General features: G+C 49.2%; 20 protein-coding genes and 1 pseudogene. 11 read left to right on the plus strand and 10 right to left on the minus strand.

The genetic code is table 11. From position 1 onward, the window contains the following. The first annotated feature begins 366 nt into the window (after positions 1–366). Positions 367–597, plus strand: a complete 231-nt coding sequence (locus ACXJJA_RS05895; RefSeq protein WP_456487292.1) for a hypothetical protein — start codon at positions 367–369, stop codon at positions 595–597. A 192-nt stretch (positions 598–789) separates the two neighbouring features. On the opposite strand, the gene ACXJJA_RS05900 is transcribed toward ACXJJA_RS05895, so the two are convergent. Next, positions 790–1,233: a universal stress protein gene (locus ACXJJA_RS05900; protein WP_456487293.1), complete on the minus strand. Its 444-nt coding sequence runs from the start codon at positions 1,231–1,233 to the stop codon at positions 790–792. Positions 1,234–1,308: 75 nt separating this feature from the next. On the opposite strand from ACXJJA_RS05900, the gene ACXJJA_RS05905 reads away from it, so the two are divergent. The 5 genes and pseudogenes from ACXJJA_RS05905 to ACXJJA_RS05925 all read left to right on the plus strand — a co-directional run bounded on the left by ACXJJA_RS05905 (position 1,309) and on the right by ACXJJA_RS05925 (position 5,248). Continuing rightward, on the plus strand, positions 1,309–2,643 hold the full coding sequence (locus ACXJJA_RS05905) for a signal recognition particle protein Srp54 (RefSeq protein WP_456487294.1): 1,335 nt from the start codon (positions 1,309–1,311) through the stop codon (positions 2,641–2,643). Positions 2,644–2,720: 77 nt separating this feature from the next. Next, positions 2,721–3,344: pseudogene (locus ACXJJA_RS05910) on the plus strand (DNA-methyltransferase); the annotation flags it as partial. A gap of 263 nt (positions 3,345–3,607) precedes the next feature. Beyond that, positions 3,608–4,792 (plus strand): tryptophan synthase subunit beta, encoded by a 1,185-nt coding sequence (trpB, locus tag ACXJJA_RS05915; protein ID WP_456487295.1) that lies wholly within the window; start codon positions 3,608–3,610, stop codon positions 4,790–4,792. 32 nt (positions 4,793–4,824) lie between these two features. After that, positions 4,825–4,995 carry a hypothetical protein gene (locus tag ACXJJA_RS05920; protein WP_456487296.1) on the plus strand — a complete coding sequence of 57 codons (171 nt, stop codon included), beginning with the start codon at positions 4,825–4,827 and terminating at the stop codon, positions 4,993–4,995. A gap of 67 nt (positions 4,996–5,062) precedes the next feature. Further along, a complete protein-coding gene (locus tag ACXJJA_RS05925) occupies positions 5,063–5,248 on the plus strand; it encodes a hypothetical protein (RefSeq protein ID WP_456487297.1) in 186 nt (61 codons plus the stop codon). A gap of 158 nt (positions 5,249–5,406) precedes the next feature. Here the strand turns inward: ACXJJA_RS05925 and ACXJJA_RS05930 are convergent, their stop codons facing one another. Then, positions 5,407–5,607 carry a hypothetical protein gene (locus ACXJJA_RS05930; RefSeq protein ID WP_456487298.1) on the minus strand — a complete coding sequence of 67 codons (201 nt, stop codon included), beginning with the start codon at positions 5,605–5,607 and terminating at the stop codon, positions 5,407–5,409. A gap of 264 nt (positions 5,608–5,871) precedes the next feature. On the opposite strand from ACXJJA_RS05930, the gene ACXJJA_RS05935 reads away from it, so the two are divergent. The 5 genes from ACXJJA_RS05935 to ACXJJA_RS05955 all read left to right on the plus strand — a co-directional run bounded on the left by ACXJJA_RS05935 (position 5,872) and on the right by ACXJJA_RS05955 (position 9,949). Beyond that, positions 5,872–7,113, plus strand: coding sequence for a tyrosine-type recombinase/integrase (locus tag ACXJJA_RS05935; protein ID WP_456487299.1), 1,242 nt, complete (start codon positions 5,872–5,874; stop codon positions 7,111–7,113). Next, entirely contained in the window at positions 7,106–8,431 is a 1,326-nt protein-coding gene (locus tag ACXJJA_RS05940) for a DNA methyltransferase (protein ID WP_456487300.1), read from the plus strand. The genes ACXJJA_RS05935 and ACXJJA_RS05940 overlap by 8 nt, the downstream gene beginning before the upstream one ends. After that, positions 8,421–9,119, plus strand: coding sequence for a BsaWI family type II restriction enzyme (locus ACXJJA_RS05945; RefSeq protein WP_456487301.1), 699 nt, complete (start codon positions 8,421–8,423; stop codon positions 9,117–9,119). The genes ACXJJA_RS05940 and ACXJJA_RS05945 overlap by 11 nt, the downstream gene beginning before the upstream one ends. Before the next feature lie 374 nt (positions 9,120–9,493). Continuing rightward, on the plus strand, positions 9,494–9,664 hold the full coding sequence (locus ACXJJA_RS05950) for a hypothetical protein (RefSeq protein ID WP_456487302.1): 171 nt from the start codon (positions 9,494–9,496) through the stop codon (positions 9,662–9,664). A 69-nt stretch (positions 9,665–9,733) separates the two neighbouring features. Further along, positions 9,734–9,949: a DEAD/DEAH box helicase family protein gene (locus tag ACXJJA_RS05955; RefSeq protein WP_456487303.1), complete on the plus strand. Its 216-nt coding sequence runs from the start codon at positions 9,734–9,736 to the stop codon at positions 9,947–9,949. Between the two features lie 73 nt (positions 9,950–10,022). Here ACXJJA_RS05955 and ACXJJA_RS05960 read toward each other — a convergent pair whose 3' ends face one another. From ACXJJA_RS05960 to ACXJJA_RS05995, 8 genes are all read right to left on the minus strand, one after another. Further along, positions 10,023–11,429, minus strand: coding sequence for a lyase family protein (locus ACXJJA_RS05960; RefSeq protein ID WP_456487304.1), 1,407 nt, complete (start codon positions 11,427–11,429; stop codon positions 10,023–10,025). 462 nt (positions 11,430–11,891) lie between these two features. Continuing rightward, positions 11,892–13,295, minus strand: a complete 1,404-nt coding sequence (locus tag ACXJJA_RS05965; RefSeq protein ID WP_456487305.1) for an ATP synthase subunit B — start codon at positions 13,293–13,295, stop codon at positions 11,892–11,894. A gap of 12 nt (positions 13,296–13,307) precedes the next feature. Next, a complete protein-coding gene (locus ACXJJA_RS05970; RefSeq protein WP_456487311.1) occupies positions 13,308–15,053 on the minus strand; it encodes an ATP synthase subunit A in 1,746 nt (581 codons plus the stop codon). A gap of 29 nt (positions 15,054–15,082) precedes the next feature. Next, on the minus strand, positions 15,083–15,394 hold the full coding sequence (locus tag ACXJJA_RS05975) for a V-type ATP synthase subunit F (protein WP_456487306.1): 312 nt from the start codon (positions 15,392–15,394) through the stop codon (positions 15,083–15,085). A 5-nt stretch (positions 15,395–15,399) separates the two neighbouring features. After that, a complete protein-coding gene (locus ACXJJA_RS05980) occupies positions 15,400–16,011 on the minus strand; it encodes a V-type ATP synthase subunit E (RefSeq protein WP_456487307.1) in 612 nt (203 codons plus the stop codon). Between the two features lie 15 nt (positions 16,012–16,026). Continuing rightward, a complete protein-coding gene (locus ACXJJA_RS05985) occupies positions 16,027–16,344 on the minus strand; it encodes a hypothetical protein (RefSeq protein WP_456487308.1) in 318 nt (105 codons plus the stop codon). 201 nt (positions 16,345–16,545) lie between these two features. Further along, positions 16,546–17,325, minus strand: a complete 780-nt coding sequence (locus tag ACXJJA_RS05990) for an ABC transporter permease (RefSeq protein WP_456487309.1) — start codon at positions 17,323–17,325, stop codon at positions 16,546–16,548. 15 nt (positions 17,326–17,340) lie between these two features. Continuing rightward, on the minus strand, positions 17,341–18,274 hold a 934-nt coding region (locus ACXJJA_RS05995), incomplete at its 5' end, for an RNA-guided endonuclease InsQ/TnpB family protein (RefSeq protein WP_456487310.1).

Here is an 18,274-nt window from a genome sequence, read left to right on the forward strand (position 1 = left end):
GATGCAATCACAACGATTGAAATGAGCGGTTTGAAGGCAGCGAACGTCAGCGGGTGCAGCCCGCCTACAAGCCCTATTTTGTTGATTACTATGTGCAACCCGGCGAGCAGCCCCGCAAGCACCACGAACGTCTTGCCCGCCCATGCAGCATCGACATTTCTCATTAGCAACCGCCTTATTTTACGAGATTTTAAGTTGAGGGGTTACAGCGAAATTGTCCACTCCCTCTTTCTGTATGGATTTATGTGGCATCAACACTTCTCTCAAGCCCCTTGCTTGTTGCGTTCATAAGCATACGTGCCGCCAGCGGCTGTTCGTCGCAAGATTCCGAACTAGGAGCAAGACTGCGGTGTAACTGCTAAACGCTTGCAGTGTGGGCAAGCTGCAATCATTCAATTTCTTTCAGCTTATAACCGTAGGTGGAGTTCAGAAGCAATCGACTTCACGGCGAACGCCATCCTTGACCTGCTCAGACACAAACTCGTGTTGGACGCTGCTGAATTTCGGCGTGGCGTTCAATGCGGAGCTGCACATTGCGCTTACGACTCTGAGATGCTCGAACTCATCAGTGAAGACGCTGCGGCTGGTGATTCATGACAGAAGCGGCGAGAGCCGCAACTCAAAAAGTAGCAGTCGAAAATAACAAAAGAAATTAAAAAAGCCGCAAAAGGCATAAAATTACAAGAAAACTCTTTATTTCATTTTTACCGCACAGGGCGTAAGTTTACTTTTATTCGCTCGCGACGGCTCTCATCACGACACGCTCTCAAGCTGCGTCACGCCCCGCACCTACGATGGGATGACGAGCGTCGGGCACTTGTTCGTGGCGACGACGCGCTCTGCGGTGCTGCCGATGAGTGGGCGTTCTTTCCGCTTTTTGGAGCCGTAGCCGTGTGTGCCCATGACCGTGATGTCGGCGCCGCTTTCCGCAGCTTCGAGCACGATTTCCTCAGCAGGCATGCCCTCCCGCACGCACCCCTCCACCTTCACGCCTGCGGCTTTGCACTTCTCTACAACCCCCTTTAAAATTTTCTCAGCAGCAGCCTCATAGTCCTTAAGGACCTCGTCCTTCCCCTTCCCCGAAAACTTCAGAAGCGCCGCAACAGCCACCTCGTTCATCACGTAAAGCGCCCTTATCTCCGCACCGAAGACCTTCGCAAGCTCTATGGCATGCTCTACTGCCCTCAGCGATGCGGCAGAGCCGTCCACCGGGAGAAGAATCTTCTTATACATGTGGCGTCTTTTGGACTACCTCTCTTAAATAACTTGAGAGAAATGACATGGTAGGGCGTAACTGGCGGTGGGCGTATGCTTGACAAGCTCGGCAGCTCCCTAAGGGAGGCGTTAAGGAAAATTGCAATGGCGAAACGCATAGATGAGCAGACGGTCAACGAGGTCGTCAGGGACATCCAAAGAGCGCTGATTCAGGCGGATGTCAAAATCTCACTTGTCAAGGAGATATCCTCAAGGATAAAGACGAGGGCGCTCAAGGAGAAAGCTTCTCTGAACCCAAGGGCGCAGGTAATCAGAATTGTTTACGAAGAGCTGATGAGCATTATAGGAAAGAGCACTGACATCCCGTTGAGGCGGCAGAAAATCATGCTCTTCGGCTTACACGGCTCGGGCAAGACGCTCTCTTGTGCGAGGCTCGCCCGCTATTTTCAGAAAAAAGGGTTGAAGCCGGCGGTCATCTGCGCCGACGTTTACAGACCCGCCGCCAAAGACCAGCTGAAACAGCTCTGCGAGAGCATTGGCGTGCCCTTTTACGGCGGCGCCGACGGCGGCAGCGGCACGCAAGAAGCTTTAAGAATAGTGGAGGCAGGGTTAAAGGAGTTTGAGAAATACGACGTGCTCATAGTGGATACTGCGGGGCGGCACGCTCTTGAGGAAGATATGATTGAGGAGTTGCGGCGGTTAGGAGAGGTAGTGCGTCCTGACCACCGATTGCTCGTGCTTGATGCCAGCATCGGGCAGCTCGCAGCGACGCAAGCTAAAGCGTTCGACGAGGCTGTCGGCATCACCGGCATCATCATCACCAAAATGGACGGCACGGCGAAAGGCGGAGGAGCGCTTTCGGCGGTTGCAGAGGTTGGCGCTCCAATTGCGTTCCTCGGCGTCGGCGAGACCGTCGAAGACCTTGAGAAGTTCGAGCCCGACCGCTTCATCTCAAGACTCCTCGGCATGGGCGACATAAAATCACTGGTAGAAAAAATGGAGGAGAGCTTAGGCGCTGAAGCTGCAGAGGCGGCGACGGACTGGCTCCGAGGGAAGTTCACACTGAAAGACCTCTACGAGCAGCTTGAGGCACTGCGCAAAATGGGACCGCTGAAGCAGCTTTTCCAGATGCTTCCACTTGGCATGTTTGGCGGGCTACCGGGGCTGAAGCTTGACGACGAAGCTTTCCAGATTACTGACGAGAAGCTGCACCGCTTTAAAGTGATCATGGACTCCATGACAAAAGAAGAGCTGGCAAATCCGAAGATAATTGACCGTTCGAGAGTGCTGCGAATCGCACGGGGCGCCGGCGCCCGAACCGAAGAAGTTAACGAGCTCCTCCGCTACTACAAAATGATGCAAAAAGCCATAAAAACGATGCGAGGCGGGCGACTGCCGTTTAAGCTGCCGAAGGGGCTGAGGTTTTGAGGAAGAAGACCAAGTCAAATTGATACGTAAGATGGGGTCAAAATGGAAATACCTGCTTTACCTGAAAAGGAAAGACAAAGATGTTCACACTTGAAGAATACTTAAAATTTTTAAAAATAGTGTGGAAGGAGGTTTATAGGGCTCTCGTGCCTGGAGGTAGAGCATGTATCTATCAATATAGCAAATTTAGGAAGGAAACCCTACGTCTCCCTTCATTAATTCAAGGATATGCTTGATTTGGAATTTTTGATGAGAGGTGAAATTATTTGGAATAAGTCTTCAAGCGCAAGCCCATCAAACCGCATGGGGTTCTTGGCTTTCTGCTGCTAATCCAACTTTACGTGATATCCATGAATATGTTCTGGTTTTCTCTAAGGGCACATTTTCAAGAAAGAATCCAAAACGGAGAAAAAGCACAATTTCAAGAGAAGAATTTCTTGAATTTACCAAAAGCGTATGGACGTTTCCGGCAGAACCTGCACATAAAGTTGGACATCCAGCGCCTTTCCCTGTTGAGCTTCCTTACAGGTTAATTCGGCTCTACACTTATGAGACCGCCATTGCAGCAATAAATACAAATCGCCATTATATATGACATAGAAGGAGAATATGTACAACTGGCTGAGAGAAGAATAAAGAAATTTTTGATGGAATTCAAATCTCCGAAATTATCTGAGTTTGTCAGAAAGGGCAATAAATAGTAAGCGAAACAGCGTATTAACGACAGTATGCGTTTGCTTACACTACGCAAAGTATCAAGTAGGAGTTTTGCGGCTGGATAACATCGAGAAAGAATTTGGCGATGATTTGAAGAGTATTTATACCGCTTGCATCCCTGCCCCGACCCGCTCGCTGAGTCTTGCAAGCGTCGTATTCCCTGGACACGTTATACGCACGCCAAAGCGGACTTAAGATTAAAAAGAGATAAAATAAAGCGACGAAAACAAAAATTAGATTACAGCCAATGGCGGTAGAGATGACGCACAAATTTGGAAAGTTTGGCGGGAGGTTCGTGCCTGAAACCCTGATTCCGGCGCTTGAGGAGCTTGAAGCTGGCTTCAAGAAATACAGCAAGGACTCTGCCTTTCAGGAAGAACTAAATTGGCTGCTGCGGGACTACGCAGGGCGTCCAACGCCGCTTTACTTCGCACGGCGGCTGACGGAGCGCGTAGGCGGCGCCAAGATTTACTTGAAGCGGGAAGACCTCGTGCACGGCGGCGCCCACAAGCTGAACAACACGCTTGGGCAGGCACTCCTGGCAAAATACATGCGCAAAACGCGGGTCATCGCTGAGACCGGCGCCGGGCAGCACGGCGTGGCGACTGCGATGGCATGCGCCGCCCTCGGGCTGAAATGCGAGGTTTACATGGGCACTGAGGACGTGGAACGCCAGAAGCTGAACGTCTTCAGGATGCGGCTCCTCGGCGCAAGCGTGATTCCTGTGGACACGGGCTCTCGAACCTTGAAGGATGCAATTAACGAAGCCCTACGAGATTGGATTACCAACGTCGAGACCACTTATTACCTGATAGGCAGCGTCGTTGGCCCTCATCCTTACCCCACGATCGTCAGGGAGTTTCAGAGGATAATAGGCAAGGAAGCGAAGCAACAGATTCTTGAAAAAGAGGGAAAGCTTCCTGACGTCATCGTGGCATGCGTCGGCGGCGGCAGCAACGCCATGGGCATTTTCTACGACTTCCTTGATGATGATGTGCGGCTCGTCGGCGTCGAAGCCGGTGGGCTCGGCTTGGAAACCGAGAAGCATGGAGCTTCCCTGACCGCAGGCGAGGACGGCGTCCTGCACGGCATGCTCTCTAAATTCTTGCAGGACGAACACGGGCAGATTAGGACGACGCACAGCATCGCCGCCGGTCTCGACTACCCGGGCGTGGGTCCGGAGCTAAGTCACCTAATGGAAGCGGGACGTGTTGAGGTGGACGTAGCCACTGACGAGGAGGCGATTGACGCCTTCCAGTTGCTCTGCGAGTGCGAGGGGATTGTCCCTGCATTGGAGTCGGCGCACGCAGTTCATAAGGCGGTGAAGCTTGCAAGGAGTATGAGCAACAACGAGGTCATTGTAGTAAACCTGTCGGGGCGTGGCGACAAAGACGTGTTCGTCGTCGCGGATTTTATGAATGTGAAACTTTGAAGTTTGTCCCCAATCAGCTGCCTTTTTACAAAGTGCTGAGACCGCTTTCTGGCGTTGCAGAGGATGAACAAGCAATAGGTCGCGAACGTTGTTTTAATGCAAAGACGCTTGATGGCATCGTGATATTCGAGGGAGGAACTCTCAATGCGATGACGACGCTTGCTTGCGGACACGACGTTCGTGCGGGTGCAGAGCATGTATAACAGAAGTAGCCTTGCGAGGAAAATCACGAACTTCCTCCGCTCTTGAGATGAATGCCGACACGTTAGAATGTCTGAAGCTATAGGTCCGCATACTGACGCATCGAAGGCTACCGACATCAGAGTTGCCGGGAAGCTCAACGCCACAATGGCAAGCAGGAGGAGCGTGATGCCAACGCCCGTGCTTGTAATCACAGGCACGTCGACACTCGGCGGCTCGCTGAGGCTTGTGGGCATAAGCCGAATGTCAAAATAAAAATAGACGTGGAAACTGCCGAGATTCATGAGGGGTTCGACATAAATCCAAACGCTCTTATCGAGCAGTAGCCAGAGCACTACAGTGTAGTAACAAAATAGGTCAAGGAATGGATGGCTAAGGAGGCAAAGCGTGGCGGCTCCACATATCTTAGTAGTTCAGAGCGCCGCCAGCGGAAAAAGGAGAAGTTGGATGCAAAATGACAGCAAGACTACACAGGAATGATAGAACGTGCGGTGCGTGTGTATGAATACGTCGAAGTCCGGCAGGATTGCGAGCGCGGCGGCACGCTTCGGCTTCACGCCTACACTCAATAGCACGAAAAACGGGATTATGAAGTGCACGAGCGGCTCTGGCATTTTACCTTGAAGCTTCCTTTTAGTGTCACATCAAACTTCTCTCGTTAAGTTAAATGCCGAGCCGTTTTAATGGCTGTTTCAAACTCCTTCAAAATATCCTTCCAACTTATCCGCACAAGGAAGAAAGCAGGAAGAATAAGACTCTTTCTTTCTCCTATTCTGGATTGATGATGCCACCCGCACCCGCCCTGAAAAGGAAAAATTTTTTGAAAATGGACTTGACTTTTTGCTTTTCTTTGCTATATTATTATGTGAGGTTAAATGATGACTTTGGTAGGCTCAAAAGGAGTTAAAACTATGAGGGAAGGGTTTTCTGAAATAATGACCCTTGAGGAGACCGCGAAATATTTAAAAATAGGAAAATCCACTCTTTATAAAATGGCAAAGGAAGGCAAAATCCCCGCCGTGAAAATTGAGATTGGGAAAAATGACAAGATTATAATTCGCATTCCTTACAATCAGGAGTTAATAAAGAAGATAAAGATGATTTCTGGAAGAAGATGGAATCTACAAAGAAAATACTGGAAAGTCCCTTACAGTGAAGATTTGATAACAAAACTACAGTCTCTTTTTGTAGAGAATCTTGTTATTGATCCTTACTTTTATCTTATCCCATTACAGAAAGAACTTTCCATAAGAAAATATTCAAGGAGGACTATCAAGTCCTACATAAGAATTAACAGGGATTTCCTTTTATTTTCTGGAAAGACACCAAAGGAGATAGAAAATAAAGATATTAAGGAATATCTTTATTATGTGGTAAATCAAAAGAAAGTCGCTGCATCTACTTTGAATGTTATTATAAATGCTTTGAAATTTTATTATGGAGAGGTCTTGAAGAGAAATTTTATTTATGAAATAAAACGCCCCCCAAAAGATAAAAAATTGCCTGTTGTTTTAAGTAAGGAAGAGGGGAAAAAGATATTGAATGCTACTTCTAACATAAAACACAAAGCCATTTTAATGCTTATGTATTCTGGTGGATTGCGGGTTGGAGCGACCATAAAGCTCAGACCCAAAGATATAGATGCCAATAGAAAACTGATTTACATTAGAACCTCAAAAGGTAGAAAAGATCGTTATACTTTACTCTCCAATGTTGCTCTTCAAACCTTGCAAGAATACGAAAAGAAAGAAAAACCTCAAAAAGAGCTATTTCTAAGTTGGAATAAAGAGAAGCATATACCTGCGAGAGCCGTTCAAAAGATCTTTCAGAACGCCTGTAGGAAAGCCAAGGTTAATAAAGATGTTTCTGTGCATTCTTTAAGGCATAGTTTTGCTACACATCTTTTAGATAGTGGAATTGACTTAAGGTATATTCAAGAGCTTTTAAGGAATAAAAGCTCAAAAACAACAGAGATTTATACTCATGTAAGTACAAAAAACAGTAGCCGTCCAGAGGGGAGTGTATGCGAGCAGTTCGCATATATTTCTTATTTGGGAGCATACCCGAACAGTTCTGATATGAATGAGTTAGGCGTAATCGGAGGCAGTCCCTATGAATGAAGTGAGAGGGAAAAATATAAAGATGGAAACAAGTATGGATAATATAGAACTACAGAAAACCACAGATGACAAACCAATTCGGGGATTTATTTTCACCTGTTCAAACAAAACAGAATCGGAATGTTTTGAGAGATTATTATTTGGCACAGATAGAATTCACGGTCCGGTGGTTATTAGAATTAGAAAAGATGATTTACTTTTCTTGGTCAATATAGATACCGATACTCTATATGGCGTATTTAAAGCTGTTTCAGACGGTGGATTCAAAATAGTGCCCGAAGCATGGAAAGGGCGATATCCATATCAAGTAAGAGTCAAAATTTTAGGGGAAATTATAAAAATACCACGAGCGGAGAAAATATTGAAAAAATTTGAAATAAAAAGAAATACACCATTATATGGCAAAAAGTTATTAGATTTTTTAAACTTGTTCATACCAAATACGACATTGCTGAACAATCTGAATGTAAAAGACAACGAAACCATCCGTTTAATTTTAGAAGAAAAAAAGAAAGTTAAAAAACATATCAATGAAAGAGATATAGAAGACGAAATTCCACTTATTGAGAGCACAACGTTTTGGGATTTTCCGCGACAAAGCTATGGTCTTACTCCCAAAGGAGATAATAAATATCCGGGAGTTACCCCTGCACTAATAATTTACAATATGGTCTGGAGATATACGGACCCTGGAGACCTCATAGTTGACCCTATGGCAGGAAGCGGCACAACCCTTGATGTATGCAGAGAGGAGGGGCGTCGCTGCATATGTTATGATATAGCACCAACACGTCCAGATGTAATCCAAAATGATGCAAGGAATATCCCTTTAGAAGATAATTCGGTGGACATGATATTTATAGATTCCCCGTATGGTGATAACATAAGATACAATGACCATCCTGACTGTATAGGTAAAATTTCATGTGAAGATGAAAGGTTTTACGATGAACTCGAAAAGGTGATGAAGGAATGTTATAGGATTTTAAAACCAGGAAAAGTGTTAGGTTGGCTCATTGGTGATCAATGGGTCCAAAAGAGATTTACTCCTGTAGGATTCAAGATTTACGAGCGTTTATGTAAATACTTCGAACCTGTGGATATTATCTGTGTGGCTAGAAGGGGGCAGGCGTCTCATACGGATGTTTGGCATAATAGAGCACGAAGATTTAATTTCTTCCTACGAGGATTCAAGTATTTGATAATAGTGAGGAAGCCTACCAAGGAGAAAAAGAAGCAAAAACCCAGAAAAATAAACTGGACATATTACGAGAGGAAAAGAAGCACTCATACAAGGAGGGATAAAGATGAAATTTGAGGATTTAGTTAGATTATATGAAGAGAAGAAAAAGAAATATGGATCCGAAGCGTATAAGCGTATTTCAGAATTATTGAAAGAAGCCAAGGAAATTCATAAAAGGGATTGGCTGAAGAAACCAACGCCGAATAAAGATCATGAACAATCGTGGAGAGCTTTCAAGGGAAAGAATTTTGAAAAGCTAATAATGTATATAATCAAAGATGAAGTAGAGAGCTTAGGACTAAAAGTTGTTGAAGGGAACACGTTGGAAAGAACTAACAGTAGGAATTTATCTAAAGAATTGAGTCAAGTAAAAAGGAATCTTCTGATAGATTATGGTGAATTTGGAGCACATCTGCCAGACGTTGATATAATAATCTATGACCCTAGAACTTTGAAGGTAATTGCTGTTATTTCAAGTAAAATAACACTGAGAGAAAGAATCGCGCAAACTGGCTACTGGAAATTAAAATTGATGCAAGATGAAGTTACTAAGCATATTAAAGTATTTTTCATAACACTAGATGAAGATGGAACTTTAAAAACTAAAATACCAGCGAAGAAGGGTAGAGCAATAGTTGAAGTTGATACGGACGGAAGTTATGTAATGTGTAAGGAAGAAGTTGAAGAAAGCGATAAAGTAAAAATGTTTGACAAATTTATCGAAGATTTGAAGAAATTGATAATATCCAACCAGGAAGCATAATTGAATATGTTGTGACTTCCCCCAACTCTCCGCTCGCTTTCGCTCACTTTGGGGCTAACGCCCACGCCTAACAAGCGGATATGTGGCTCGCTAACACTCGCCCAAATTTGCTCCGCTACCGCTCCGCGAACTTCACATATCCCCAAATCGTTATACTAAAACAACAAGAGAAACCTGCATCTTCATAAATACCAAAAAGTTCCAGCTCTCAAACTTTCGGCTTTTTATAAAAGAGGTAAGAATTTTAAATGATAGAGTAGATGTTGAATTCCTTGAGTTTCCAGAACTTGCCCATCAAGAGCCTGTCCAGATTTTGAAAGAGCCGTCAATTAATGGACGCTAGAGTAAAAAGGTTCGGAACGCAATGCTGAAAGATGGCAGTTGCGTTGTACGAGGAACTCTGTCCGGCGTGTAGCGACATCCTGAACGTCGGGGATGTTAATAGAGGCCGCTGCCATGTTGAAGACCAGGACTTCAAAAAGTTTTTGCGCTTAGAGTTGCTTGAGCCCTTCATAGATTTTTCGAACGTTCCGTTGGCAGAATAAGAAGTTTACAGAGGTTCTGGGCGAAACGAGCTCTCAGGAGAAAGCTTTGCAACAGTGGCGCCGACGGGTATGGGAGAAACAACGTTCGACGTGGCGATGGCGTGCTTCCTCGCGACGCATCGCCGTAAGCCCTATATCAGCGTCCCGACCTGCCAGCTCGTGGTGCAAGCAGCTAACATAGTGAAACGCTTGAGGCTTTGCTTAGGAGCTGTCACCGCCGCTACCGACGCAAGGGATTCGACGACGAGGGGGATAACTGTGGAGTTGGAAATAAAAAGGATATGAATAGAACCCACGATAGGCGACTGAATGGCGCTGCGCAACAGCGATGCTCTAAGCAACAGCGATGCTCCAAATCTTAAATCTTTTCCTTAGCGATAAACGAATCTTTCAAACGCTTTTCCCAATAATCCGCTATTTTCTCAGCCTTTTTCGCAGCAATGCCCACGTATTTCTCGGAGTTGAACGCTATTTTACTCTGCAGAGGCGTGAACTTCTTAACGTATTCTGCAAGCTCTTCATCTTCAAGAGCGATTTCTTTGAGGGATTTACCCTCCTCCTCCGCCTTCAAGACGAGCTTTCTCACACACTCATGGGCGTCGGGATGCCCGTAGAGCGAGAGAAGGACGTAAAGCGGCTCCGCAATTATCTTATCCTTCGAGAGCTCGAAGTTCCGCCGCATGCTCTCGGCGTCGACGACGAGCTTCTCGGAAACTCGGCGGACCGAGCGCACGCAGTGGTCGAAAATCACGAGCAGCTCCGGGATGTAGCGTTGCGACGCCGAGTTCGTGAGGTCCCGCTGATGTTCTGAAATCTGGTCGAAATGTGCCGTCACGACGAAAGGCATGAAACGCTTCCACAGACTCTTAACGCTCTCGAAGGTTACGGGATTTTTCTTATGCGGCATCGTCGAAGAGCCAACTTGCTCCGTCGTAAAAGCCTCCGCCACTTCGCTTATCTCGGTGCGTTGCAAGTGCCGCATGTCGTCGCAGAAGTTCGCAAGCACGCTGAACGCCGAGACCGCCGCATGAATAAAATCGTTCAGCGGCTCCGGCGGCACGATCTGCGTGCTTATCCTTGCGGGCTTCAGCTTTAACTCTGCAAGCACCTCGCGCTCAAAAGCTTCAGGGTCGTCAAAGAGCAACGACGCCGCATTGTAAGCGCCAACCGCCCCCGAGAACTTGCCAACGAGGTTTTCAGCCGCTTCCTTGAATTTTAAGATGCGAGTGCCCCAGCGCTCCACGTATTGGGCGATTGCAAATCCAAAAGTTATAGGCTCGGCGTGCTGTCCGTGCGTTCTGCCGATTTGCAGCGTCGCCTTCTCACGCTTCGCAAGCTGAATCCAACAACGCTCAAGCGCAAGCATGTCAGGAAGGATGACGTTCAGCGTCGCATCCCGCAGACGCAGTGCGTTTGCGGTGTCCACGATGTCGTAGGACGTGGCGGCGAGGTGCACGAATGGCTTTGCGGCGTCGCTCACCTTCCGCCGAATTACGTTCACCAACGCTCGAATATCATGCTTCGTCCGTCGTTCCTCCTCGTAAACCTCAGCGGCGGAAACCTCTCGGCACGCCTCCTCGATCTCCTTACAAATCTCCTCGCTTATCAGCCCTCGCCTCAAAAACACCTTTGCGAGTGCCGCCTCAACTTTAGCTTTGTAGCGGATGAAAGCTTCCTCTGAAAGGTATTCCCGGAGGTCTTCGACTGCGTATCTGAAGTCGGTCGGTGAGAACTGCAAGCTCGTAAATTTTTCCATCGCCGGCATTTTGCTATTTTCTTAGAGATTAAATTTAATGAGTTTTTTGATTGGGCAAGAGGAAGTGGCTGGTATGCTCCACTACGCCGCCTACATCAGAACTCTCACTACTTTTCTCTAAGACTCTCTTGATAACCCTCTTTAAACCCCTTATAAACTAGAATTATAAAACCGTATAAAAAATCAAAGAGCTTGCAAACGCCATCGACTCGTGCATTGCGGGAAAATAAGGTGTGAGTGTAACTGCCAAATATAAATAATCGACACAACAATCAACAAATCAGTTACGTGATTTCTATCCGCTCTTTCTAACATCAGTGCGCTTTTTATAATATTGCAAAAGCTATTGCTGCAATTATCCATGGTGTAGCAAATGTAATGAATATCGTTACTCTGCTCATTATTATACCGTCCACTTAAGGTTTTTGCTGCAAAGTATTGAAAAAGGAGAAATTAATTATGCGGCTGAGATTATGTCGTGGAGCTTCGATATTTGGGGTGGTATTTTTTGAGAATGTTCGGGTCTATACGTTTCAGCTCACCCTCCGGGAACATCGTTAAGAGGTCCCAGCCAAGGTCAAGTGTCTCATCAATCGTCCGCTCCTCGTAGCGTCCTTGAGTTACGAAACGCCGCTCGAACTCGTCGGCAAACTCCAAGTATTTTCGGTCTCGTGGCGTCAGCGCCTCCTCGCCGACGACAGCGACGAGCTCCCTCATGTCCCGACCCTCGGCATATGCCGCATACAGCTGGTTTGAGACGTCGGCGTGGTCTTCTCTCGTGCGCCCGGCGCCTATGCCCTCTTTCATCAGCCTCGACAGCGACGGCAGCACGTCCACCGGCGGGTAGATACCACGGCGGTGTAAGTCTCTTGAGAGCACGAACTGCCCCTCAGTGATATAGCCCGTTAGGTCAGGGATTGGGTGCGTGATGTCGTCGTCAGGCATCGAAAGTATCGGAATCTGCGTGATTGAGCCCTTCTTGCCACGAATTCTGCCAGCACGCTCATAGTTCGTCGCCAAGTCGGTATACATGTAGCCAGGGTAGCCACGCCGCCCCGGGACTTCCTCACGCGCCGCCGAAATCTCACGGAGAGCCTCGCAGTAATTCGTCATGTCGGTAAGGATAACAAGGACGTGCATGTCGTATTCGAAAGCCAAGAACTCCGCAGTCGTCAGCGCCATCCTCGGCGTGATGATCCTCTCAATCGCGGGGTCGTCGGCGAGGTTCATGAACGCCACGATTCGCTCGATGGCGCCGGTGCGTTCGAAGTCCCGCATGAAGAAGGAAGCTTCCTCGTAGGTGATGCCCATCGCAGCAAATACGACGGAGAACGGCTCTTCCGTGCCGAGAACTTTTGCTTGCCTTGCGATTTGCGCCGCAAGGTCGTTATGCGGCATGCCCGCACCCGAGAATATCGGCAACTTCTGACCGCGAACGAGCGTGTTCATGCCGTCTATCGTGGAGATACCGGTCTGTATGAACTCTCTCGGATACGCACGGGCTGTTGGGTTGATGGCGGCGCCCGTGATCGGGAGTCTGTCCTCTGGGATTATCTCGGGACCGCCGTCTATCGGGCGTCCGAGCCCGTCGAAGATGCGACCGAGCATGTCTTGCGAGACCGCCACCCGCATGATGTCGCCGGTGAAGCGGACCCTTGTGCTTTTGGTGTCGATTCCGGAGGTGCCTTCGAAGACTTGGACGATTGCGAGGTCGCTTCTCGTTTCGAGCACTTGTCCTGTTTTCTCCTCGCCGTCGGGCGTGAAGATCTTGACGACCTCACCATAGGAGGCGCCCTCCACACCTTCCACAATCACCAAGGGTCCTGAGACTTCGGAAATCGTCGTGTATTCCCGTGCGGAAACGTCCACGCTCATATTCCCACCTCTTTATTCCTCCCTCAACTTCTTAAACTCCTCATGCAAGGCGCTCATCAACTCCTCGAATTTCTGCCTGAACTCCTCGTTCTTCACGTATTTCATCCGCGCTATCTCGTCCTTTATCTTCATCTCTTGTATCTTCTCCACCCGCACGCCCACATCTATCGCCTTCTGCGCCTCTTTGTGGAACTCCAAAATGACCGTTCCCATAAGATACATCTTCTCAAGCGGGCAATAAGAATCAACCTCGTGGTAGGCGTTCTGCGCAAGGAAGTCCTCCCTGACCATCCTCGCAACCTCCAGAAGCTCCCGCTCCCGCTCTGGCAGCGCATCTGCCCCGACGAGTTGCACGATCTCCTGAAGTTCCGCCTCCCTCTGTAGAATTGCCATCATTTCGTCCCGCTGCGTGTTAAAGTCTTCGGCGACGTTCTTCACATACCACTCCCGCAAGTCGTCAACGTATAAGGAGTAGCTGCGCAGCCAATTTATCGCCGGGAAGTGCCTGCGGTCCGCGAGTGACGAGTCGAGCGCCCAGAAAACGCTCACCACACGCAGCGTGTTCTGCGTCACCGGCTCTGAGAAGTCGCCGCCCGGCGGCGAGACCGCACCGACGACGGTAACCGAGCCGAGGCGCTCGTCGGAGCCCAGAACCTTGACCCTGCCAGCACGCTCGTAGAACTCTGAAAGACGAGCTGCAAGGTAAGCAGGGAAGCCTTCCTCACCAGGCATCTCCTCAAGCCTGCCTGAAATTTCCCGCATCGCCTCCGCCCATCTTGAAGTGGAGTCTGCTTGAATGGCGACGTCGTAGCCCATATCTCTGTAATACTCAGCGAGCGTGATTCCAGTGTAAACCGACGCCTCCCGTGCGGCGACTGGCATGTTCGAGGTGTTTGCGATGAGCGTCGAACGCTCCATGAGCGACTCCCCAGTGTAAGGGTCAATAAGCTCTGGGAAGTCCTCAAGAACTTCTGTCATCTCGTTGCCACGCTCACCGCAGCCGATGTAAACGATGACCTGCGAGTTCGCCCATCTCGCAAGCTGGTGCTGCATGACCGTCTTCCCGGTGCCGAAGCCACCCGGGATGGCGGCGGTGCCGCCCTTTGCTATCGGGAAAAATGTGTCGAAGATGCGCTGCCCTGTCAGCAAAGGCTCCGCCGGGTCCAGCTTCTCCTTGTAGGGGCGTCCCCGCCGCACCGGCCAGCGCTGCTTCATTGTCAGCTCCTTCTCCTCCCCGTCTGCCTCCACGACGGCAATGACGTCGTTCACCGTAAACTTCCCCTCTTTTATCTCCACGAGCTTCCCACTAACACCCGGCGGCACTAAGACCTTGTGGACGATAACTTTCGTCTCGGGAACTTCGCCGAGGATATCGCCGCCCGTCACGGGCTTCCCCTCCTCGGCGACGGGCTTAAAATCCCATTTCGCCTCTGGGTCGAGCGCCGGCACGTCTATGCCCCGAGTGATGTAATCCCCCGCCTTGCTTTTTATCACGTCAAGCGGTCGCTGCACGCCATCGTAGAAGTTCTTCAAAATTCCGGGTCCAAGCTCGACAGAAAGCGGCGCTCCGGTCCTGAAGACCGGCTCGCCAGGCTTAAGACCCGTGGTATCTTCATACACCTGAATATATGCCCTATCGCCTTCCAGCCGTATAACCTCGCCGAGCAGCCGCTCCTCGCCGACCCTTATAACCTCATACATCTTACTTCCTTTCATCTGCTCCGCCACGACGAGCGGTCCCGCAATCCTTATCATCATGCCCTTCTCCTCAGCCACAACAACACCCCCTACTTTATCACAATGCCAACAGCCCGCCTCGTGAGTTCACCTATCATATCCACTTTCTCAATCGGACCTTTCTTGTCGGGAATCTCCACGATTATCGGAGCTACGCTCTTCTTCCTTGCATTAATCTCTTTTATTGCATTCCTGTTCCGCTCTGCAAGCAGCTCCGTCATTATGATTATGGAGACGCCTTCCTTCTCCAGTCTGTTGAGCAGTTCTGAGATGTCCTCGTCCTCCGATGCTTCATACACACGCTCAATGCCCGCAAGCCTGAAGCCGGTTGCGGTGTCCGGGTCGCCAATAACTGCAAGCATCACGCTCACCTGAACAATACCTCAGCGACCTTGTCCCTTATGGAGGCGGAAAGGCGTTCCAGCCTCTTTTCGAAGGTATTGTCCACCGAGATTTTGCCGTCTTTGGTCCTGACGATGACGCCGCCGATGCTTTTCGCTCGCTCTTCTGAGAGAGTCAGGTGGGCGCCGATTTCTTTTGAGATTTCATCTAGGGTACTCTTGCTGATGAGGCGAGCGTCGTCCTCGCTGAGAATAACTTCGAGATCGCCGCCGCCGGCGCTCGCCGCCGACGCCTTTATCAGCCCTTTCAGGATGTCGTCGTATTTATGCCCGCCGAGCCCCCTCTCCTTTACTATTTTTATCTGCCCGATGGCTTTGTCCATCGCATCCTTTATCAGCTCCTCCTGCGCCAGCCATCTCCTCCTGCGAGCTTCGAGCCTTGCGGTCTGGATGCGGCGCAGCTTCTCGGCTTCCGCACGCCGCGCCTCCTCTTCCAAAGCCCTTTTCTTACTGCTTTCAGCCTCAGCCCGTGCGTCTTCAATGATCTTCCTCGCCCGCTCTCTCGCCTCGTTTAGAATCCGCTCCCGCTCTTTCTCCCCCTCCTCTCTTATCCTGTTAATAATCTCAGTAGCGCCCATAAGCCTCGCCTTCAGCTAAGTGATTCCTAAAAGCATTTTCAATGCGACGTCCACAGCGGCGTTCATCTTAGAAGAAGCGCTCTCCTTCAGCTTCCTTACTTCCTCTTCCGCCGCCGCCAAAATCTTCTCCTCCTCCGCTTTTGCCTCTTTCAGCTTTTGCTCCATTATTTCCTGCGCCTGCCGCTTAATCTCCTCCTTCGCAGCCTCGGCGATTTTCGCAACCTCCTGCTCCGCCTCTTTTATTATGCTCTCAGCTTCCGCTCTCGCCTCCTCTATCCTCCTCCTGCTATCCTCTTCCGCAGCTCTTATCTCTCTAAGCGCCTCCACCGCCATCAGTTCTCTCCTTTGAGGATGTTCATTATATTCTTTTTCTTTTGTTCCATTCCCGCCGCATTATAACGCAGAAACGCACAGCGAAGTAGAGTTTCGCACAGCGAAGTAGAACTCGCCAAGCCCTCCCGTTTGGGCTTCCGGCGGTAGGAGTGTGAAAATCGCGCATCTCATGTTCAACTGCTTCCAGCACGGCTATATCCATCAAGCCTCTGCTATCAGCCCTTTTTTCCACGTCAACAGCTTTTCCTCCACAAAATACCTGAAAGTGCGGTCGATGAGCAGCGATATGAGCCCGAGGACAAGCATGTAGAGCATAAGTTCCGCCATCTTGTGATGCGGGTAAAATATCTGAAAGAGGCGGTAGCCAAGACCGCTGCGGCTCACGCCGAACATTTCGGCGGCGACGACGCACATCCAACCTATACCCATGCCGATACGGATGCCGGTAGCAATGAACGGCAACGCATATGGGAATGCCACTCTAAACATCAGGCTTTTCCTCTTACATCCCAAGACGAGTGCGGCGTCCACAAGGTCTTTGGGCACGCTTCTGAACCCTGCATACGTGTTTATCAGTATCGGAAAGACTGCTCCTATGAAGACGATGAAGCCTGCGGCTTGATGCGTCAGATGGAACCAAACAATGGCGAACGGCACCCATGCAAGCGGGGGTATGGGTCGCACTATCTCAATTAAAGGATCAGCAACCCTATCGGCGACACGGAACCAACCCGTGACGGCGCCTACTGAGACACCGACGAGCGCTCCGAACGAGACTCCGATGCTGAAGTGCAGCATGCTGATCACGATGTCCATAGGGAGCATTGTCCAGAGCCCGAGCAACGAGCACGCCACAAGATAGGGACTTGGCAAGACGAAGGGGTTGCGCACAACGTAATCCGATATTATCTGCCAGAACAAGACCGCCACGCATAGCGATATTATCTCCAAGATTCTGCCTTTGAGCGCCGTGATGTTCATCGTGACCTCCTCCCCTCACTGAAAGGGGCATCCGCCGGACGAGGTTGGGGAGTGTGGCTCGCTCAGGACGAACCGCTCCCCGTCGGGCTGGGTCACCACAGCCCCTACCATGAGCATGTAGCCCATGGCTCGTTTCAATATATTTTTAGCTCCATTCACATCGGCGTTAATCTGGTAGCCGCAATCTCTACAGATGAACAATCCTTGGGAAGGTCTTTCTGTATTCATTGAACCACAGCGAGAACACTGCTTTGACGTATTGAACTCTGGAACTTCTATCACCGTAATTCCTCTCTCCAATGCTTTATACTTGATGTATTCCTTCAGTTTATAAAACGGCATAGAATTGACCTTCCTGTTGCCCTTCCTCCCTCTCTTGTTGTTTTTAGCACCATTTAAGTCTCCCATCGCTATTGCTGCGTTGTGCTTTTCCGCCTCATCAACGATGCTCTTCGCTATCTTGTGAAGCTCATCATTCACCGTCCTTCGCTCCTTGTCTCCTATCTTCTTTATCGCCCTCTGCTTCTTCTCCCTTCCGAGCTTACGCCTCAGCCAGAAATACTTTCCCCTAACTTCCCTCACTCTTTTACCGTAGAACTTTGGTCTGCTGCGGTGCCGTGCCACCGACACGGCTACCCATCTCGCTCCCACGTTTATCGCTATGATGGATAAGTATTCCTCCTTTAGCTCTATTTCCCTTTTGACCGTCACATGCAAGTAGAACTCCCCTTCCTCCGTCCTGACAAGTAGAGACTCACATACATCCCACTCCTCAAAATTGAAAGGCTGATGAGCTAAAGCAACCTTGACGCCACCCCTCACACCTTTTACCCTTATCCTCGCCCAGTATTTGGCTATTTTCGTGTCCCTTCTTTGAATATCTATCAAATCTTTTCTTATTGGAACACCTTTCATCCGCTTCGCTTTCTTGTATAGCCACTTCGCATCT

The organism is Candidatus Alkanophaga liquidiphilum, from assembly GCF_053996935.1.

Bases quoted from the DNA above. Each gene is read 5' to 3' on its own strand.
- ACXJJA_RS05950 (WP_456487302.1), top strand. From the start codon at position 9,494: ATGGCAGTTGCGTTGTACGAGGAACTCTGTCCGGCGTGTAGCGACATC.
- ACXJJA_RS05900 (WP_456487293.1), bottom strand. From the start codon at position 1,233: ATGTATAAGAAGATTCTTCTCCCGGTGGACGGCTCTGCCGCATCGCTG.
- ACXJJA_RS05945 (WP_456487301.1), top strand. From the start codon at position 8,421: ATGAAATTTGAGGATTTAGTTAGATTATATGAAGAGAAGAAAAAGAAA.
- ACXJJA_RS05990 (WP_456487309.1), bottom strand. From the start codon at position 17,325: ATGAACATCACGGCGCTCAAAGGCAGAATCTTGGAGATAATATCGCTA.
- ACXJJA_RS05985 (WP_456487308.1), bottom strand. From the start codon at position 16,344: ATGGCGGTGGAGGCGCTTAGAGAGATAAGAGCTGCGGAAGAGGATAGC.
- ACXJJA_RS05980 (WP_456487307.1), bottom strand. From the start codon at position 16,011: ATGGGCGCTACTGAGATTATTAACAGGATAAGAGAGGAGGGGGAGAAA.
- ACXJJA_RS05940 (WP_456487300.1), top strand. From the start codon at position 7,106: ATGAATGAAGTGAGAGGGAAAAATATAAAGATGGAAACAAGTATGGAT.
- ACXJJA_RS05935 (WP_456487299.1), top strand. From the start codon at position 5,872: ATGACTTTGGTAGGCTCAAAAGGAGTTAAAACTATGAGGGAAGGGTTT.
- ACXJJA_RS05965 (WP_456487305.1), bottom strand. From the start codon at position 13,295: ATGAGCGTGGACGTTTCCGCACGGGAATACACGACGATTTCCGAAGTC.
- ACXJJA_RS05905 (WP_456487294.1), top strand. From the start codon at position 1,309: ATGCTTGACAAGCTCGGCAGCTCCCTAAGGGAGGCGTTAAGGAAAATT.
- ACXJJA_RS05930 (WP_456487298.1), bottom strand. From the start codon at position 5,607: ATGCCAGAGCCGCTCGTGCACTTCATAATCCCGTTTTTCGTGCTATTG.
- ACXJJA_RS05960 (WP_456487304.1), bottom strand. From the start codon at position 11,429: ATGCCGGCGATGGAAAAATTTACGAGCTTGCAGTTCTCACCGACCGAC.
- trpB (WP_456487295.1), top strand. From the start codon at position 3,608: ATGGCGGTAGAGATGACGCACAAATTTGGAAAGTTTGGCGGGAGGTTC.
- ACXJJA_RS05970 (WP_456487311.1), bottom strand. From the start codon at position 15,053: ATGATGATAAGGATTGCGGGACCGCTCGTCGTGGCGGAGCAGATGAAA.
- ACXJJA_RS05975 (WP_456487306.1), bottom strand. From the start codon at position 15,394: ATGCTTGCAGTTATTGGCGACCCGGACACCGCAACCGGCTTCAGGCTT.
- ACXJJA_RS05925 (WP_456487297.1), top strand. From the start codon at position 5,063: ATGTCTGAAGCTATAGGTCCGCATACTGACGCATCGAAGGCTACCGAC.
- ACXJJA_RS05955 (WP_456487303.1), top strand. From the start codon at position 9,734: ATGGGAGAAACAACGTTCGACGTGGCGATGGCGTGCTTCCTCGCGACG.